Source organism: Candidatus Methylomirabilota bacterium, from assembly GCA_036005065.1.
Lineage (GTDB): Bacteria > Methylomirabilota > Methylomirabilia > Rokubacteriales > DASRDR01 > DASYQW01.
In genome coordinates this window covers 1-4,142 of sequence record DASYQW010000313.1, presented here as the reverse complement: position 1 = coordinate 4,142, position 4,142 = coordinate 1, and the positions used below count along the sequence as shown (strand labels likewise).

The following is a 4,142-nucleotide window of genomic DNA, read 5'->3' as shown; positions in this document are numbered from 1 at the left end:
GGAGGCCCGTGGTCAGCCATAGTCGCTCGTGTCACCCCGGTACCTGGCTGGGCGTCTTCGCCCTCGCCGTTCTCCCTCTCCTCGGCGGCTGCTCGCTCTTCCGGAGCCGTCCGGACACGCTGCCGCCCGCGGCCAAGCTCTACGAGGACGCCGAGCGCGATCTCCTGCGGGGCCGCCAGGAAGCCGCGCGCGACGCCCTCCGAAAGCTCGTCGAGCGCCACCCCGATTCGACCCTGGTCCCCAAAGCCCGGTTCCTCCTCGGCGAGAGCTACTACCGCGACCAGGAGTTCGACCGGGCGACCCGCGAGTTCGAAGCCTTCATGAGCCTCTACCCCGGCCACGCGATCGCCGATCTCGCCCAGTACCGCCTGGCCCGAAGCTACCTCGACCAGATGCCCATCCTGGAGCGGGATCAGGCCCTCACCGCCAAGGCCCTGGCCGAATTCCGGAAGCTCGTCAAGCAGTACCCCGAGAGCCGCTACGCTCCCGACTCGATCGCCAAGATCGAGGCCTGCCGGCTCCGGCTGGCCCAGAAGGAGATCTGGATCGCCGACTACTACGTCCGCCAGGGGAACCTGGTCGCGGCGATCCAGCGCTACGACTCGGTCCTGAAGGAATACGCACGCACGGCGGTGGCGCCCCAGGCCCTCTTCCAGAAGGCCGAGGCCCTGACCCGGCTCGGACGAACCGAGGAAGCCGCCACCACCCTGCGCCGGCTCGTCGAGGAGTACCCGACCAGCGAGTGGTCTCGACGCGCCCGGCAGGGGCAGACGGGCTTCGGCCCGCCGCCCCGCGAGGAGCCCCGGCATGCATGACACGGTCGATCTCCGGTCGGATACGCTGACCACCCCGACACCCGCGATGCGCGCCGCCATGGCGGCGGCCGAGGTCGGCGACGACGTCTACGAAGAGGATCCGACCGTCAGTCGGCTCGAGGCGCGCGCCGCCGAGCGCTTCGGCAAGGAGGCCGGCCTCTTCGTCGCCTCGGGAACGATGGGCAACCAGGTGGCCGTCCTCACCCACACGCAGCCGGGGCAAGAGGTCATCGCCGACGCCGAGTCTCACGTCATCCGGGCCGAGGTCGGTGGGATCGCGCGCCTCTCGCTCTGCCAGACGCTGCCGCTTTCCACCGAACGTGGCCTCCCCACGCCGGCCCAGGTCCGGGCCGCCATCCGGGTGAAGAACATCCACGTTCCCGTCACCGGGCTCGTCACCCTCGAGAACACCCACAACCGGCACGGCGGCGTCGCCTTCACCCCGGAAGAGGTCGGGGCCGTGTCGGCGGTCGCCCGCGAGCAGGGTGTGCCGGTCCACCTCGACGGCGCCCGCATCTTCAACGCCTGCGTCGCGCTCCGGCGCGACCCGCGCGAGTACGGCGCGGTCGTCGACACGGTCCAGTTCTGCCTCTCCAAGGGCCTGGCCGCCCCGGTCGGCTCCCTCATCGTCGGCCCCCGGGAGTTCGTCGCCCGGGCGCGCCGCGTCCGGAAGCTCCTGGGCGGCGGCATGCGGCAGGGCGGGATCCTGGCAGCCGCCGGTCTCATCGCCCTCGACGGGATGGTGGATCGGCTGGCCGAGGACCACCGGAACGCCCGGCGGCTCGCGGAGGGCCTCGCCGGGCTCGCGCTCCTCCGGGTCGACCTGTGGCGGGTCCAGACCAACATCGTGATCTTCCAGGTAGACCGACCGGGCGGCGCAGCCGAGCTGATCGAGGGCTGCGCCGCCCGAAAGGTCAAGCTCGGAGCCGCCGGTCCCACCGGCATCCGCTGCGTGACGCACAAGGATGTGGACGGGGAGGACGTCGAGCGCGCGATCTCAGCCATCCGCGAAGTCACCGGGGGCTGGTAAGGAGCATTCATGGGCGAGCGGCTGCTCGAGGTCAAGGGCCTGAAGACGTACTTCTTCACGGACGAAGGGGTCGTCCGCGCGGTCGACGGCATAGACCTCCACATCGACAAGGGCGAGACCCTCGGCATCGTGGGGGAGTCCGGGTGCGGCAAGACCGTCACCGCACTCTCGATCATGAAGCTGATCCCGATGCCGCCCGGCCGCATCGTGGAGGGACAGATCCTCTACCAGGGACGCGACCTGGTCACCCTGCCCCCCTCCCAGATCCGGAAGGTCCGCGGCAAGGAGATCTCCATGGTCTTCCAGGAGCCGATGACCTCCCTGAACCCCGTGTTCACGATCGGGGAGCAGATCGCCGAGGCCATCCGCCTCCACGAGGGGCTCGGGCGGCGGGCGGCCATGGACAAGACGGTCGAGATGCTCAAGCTCGTCCACATGGCGAACCCGGAGCGGCGGGTGAAGGAGTACCCCCACCAGCTCTCGGGCGGCATGCGCCAGCGGGTCATGATCGCCATGGCGTTGTCGTGCAACCCGAAGCTCCTCATCGCGGATGAGCCGACCACGGCCCTCGACGTCACCATCCAGGCCCAGATCCTGGACCTCCTGAACGAGCTGAAGGCCAAGCTCGGGATGGCCGTCATGCTGATCACTCACGACATGGGCGTCATCGCGGAGACCGCCCAGCGCGTGATGGTGATGTACGCCGCCAAGGTCGTCGAGGAGGCTCCCGTCAAAGAGCTCTTCAAGGAGCCGCTGCACCCTTACACGCAAGGGCTGCTCCGGTCGATCCCCCGGATCGACCTGGCCGCCACCAAGAAGCAGAAGCTGGAGGCCATTCCCGGCGTGGTGCCGAGCCTGCTGGACGTGCCGCCAGGATGCCGGTTCGCCCCGCGGTGCCCGTACGTGAAGCCCATGTACACCGAGAAGGAACCGCCCCTGAAGGAAGTGCGGCCAGGGCACAGGGTCGCCTGCTGGCTCTACTAGAGTGCCGTGCCGGCACACCACGGAGACAAAGGACTAACCCATGGCTGAGCCGCTCCTCCGCGTCAAGAATCTGGTCAAGTACTTCCCGATCAAGGGTGGTCTCTTCTCGCGGGAGGTCGCCCGGGTGCACGCCGTGGACGGCGTCAACTTCGAGATCAACCGGGGCGAGACCCTGGGACTGGTGGGCGAGTCGGGGTGTGGCAAGTCCACCACGGGGCGCTGCATCCTCCGGCTCATCGAGCCGACCGCCGGCGAGGTCTGGTTCGAGGGCAAGAACGTCACCACGCTCGACAAGCGGTCGCTCCGGGCCCTCCGGCGCGACATGCAGATCATCTTCCAGGATCCCTACGCCTCGCTGAACCCGCGCATGACGGTCGGCTCGATCGTCGGCGAGGCCCTCATCATCCACAAGCTGGCCAAGAACAAGGCCGAGCGCGAGCAGAAGGTCGCCCACCTGCTGGAGACGGTGGGCCTCCACGCCGACCACATGCGACGCTATCCCCACGAGTTCTCCGGCGGCCAGCGCCAGCGGATCGGGATCGCGCGCGCCCTGGCGGTGTCGCCCAAGCTCATCGTCGCCGACGAGCCGGTGTCCGCCCTCGACGTCTCGATCCAGGCCCAGGTCATCAACCTCCTGGAGGATCTCCAGAAACAGTTCAACCTGACCTACCTCTTCATCGCCCACGACCTCTCGGTCGTCGAGCACATCTCGAACCGGGTCGCCGTGATGTACCTCGGGAAGATCGCCGAGATTGCGCCGGCCAAGGAGCTGTACACCAACCCGCGGCACCCCTACACCGAGGCGCTTCTCTCGGCCGTCCCGATCCCCGACCCCGAGATCAAGCGCCAGCGGATCCTGCTCGAGGGCGATGTTCCGAGCCCGATCCGCCCGCCGTCGGGCTGCCGGTTCCACACGCGCTGCCCGATCCGGCAGTTCCCCATCTGCGCCGACAAGGAGCCGGCGCTGAAGGAGGGCGTGTCGGGGCACTGGGTCTCCTGCCACTTCCGGGACTGATCGGAGGGGGCCACTGATCGAGACTGGGGCCCCCTCCGAGGCCTCCCCATATCGCTGTTCGAAGCTGACACGACCATCGATCGTTCATTCGACTCCGCCGACGAGGAGCAACGCATGCTCAACGTCAAGACGCTGACGAGAGGGCTGGAGTTCCACGGCGAAGTAGACGGTAAGCGGCAGCACTACTACGTGCTGTCGAGCCCGCGGCAGTACTTCGTCATGTCGCTGTCCACCAGTAAGCGCGGCGCCGGCAACTTCAACCTCGTGGCCACGGCCGCCGTCGAGCAGATCTACCGCC

Annotated in this window: 5 protein-coding genes; all 5 read left to right on the top strand. The window is 68.5% G+C overall.

From position 1 onward, the window contains the following. Window positions 1–815 (top strand): outer membrane protein assembly factor BamD (locus tag VGW35_21320; GenBank protein HEV8310212.1); only part of this gene is annotated, 815 nt, incomplete at its 5' end. Beyond that, a complete protein-coding gene (locus tag VGW35_21315) occupies window positions 808–1,845 on the top strand; it encodes a low specificity L-threonine aldolase (protein HEV8310211.1) in 1,038 nt (345 codons plus the stop codon). The genes VGW35_21320 and VGW35_21315, both read left to right, overlap by 8 nt. Before the next feature lie 9 nt (window positions 1,846–1,854). Then, window positions 1,855–2,829, top strand: coding sequence for an ABC transporter ATP-binding protein (locus tag VGW35_21310; GenBank protein ID HEV8310210.1), 975 nt, complete (start codon window positions 1,855–1,857; stop codon window positions 2,827–2,829). Between the two features lie 40 nt (window positions 2,830–2,869). Beyond that, window positions 2,870–3,844, top strand: a complete 975-nt coding sequence (locus VGW35_21305) for a dipeptide ABC transporter ATP-binding protein (protein ID HEV8310209.1) — start codon at window positions 2,870–2,872, stop codon at window positions 3,842–3,844. A gap of 114 nt (window positions 3,845–3,958) precedes the next feature. Further along, window positions 3,959–4,142: hypothetical protein (locus tag VGW35_21300; GenBank protein ID HEV8310208.1), on the top strand; the 184-nt coding region annotated here is incomplete at its 3' end.

What these genes read in the sequence shown, in the direction of transcription:
- VGW35_21305 (HEV8310209.1), top strand. Translation starts at nt 2,870, where the DNA reads ATGGCTGAGCCGCTCCTCCGCGTCAAGAATCTGGTCAAGTACTTCCCG.
- VGW35_21310 (HEV8310210.1), top strand. Translation starts at nt 1,855, where the DNA reads ATGGGCGAGCGGCTGCTCGAGGTCAAGGGCCTGAAGACGTACTTCTTC.
- VGW35_21315 (HEV8310211.1), top strand. Translation starts at nt 808, where the DNA reads ATGCATGACACGGTCGATCTCCGGTCGGATACGCTGACCACCCCGACA.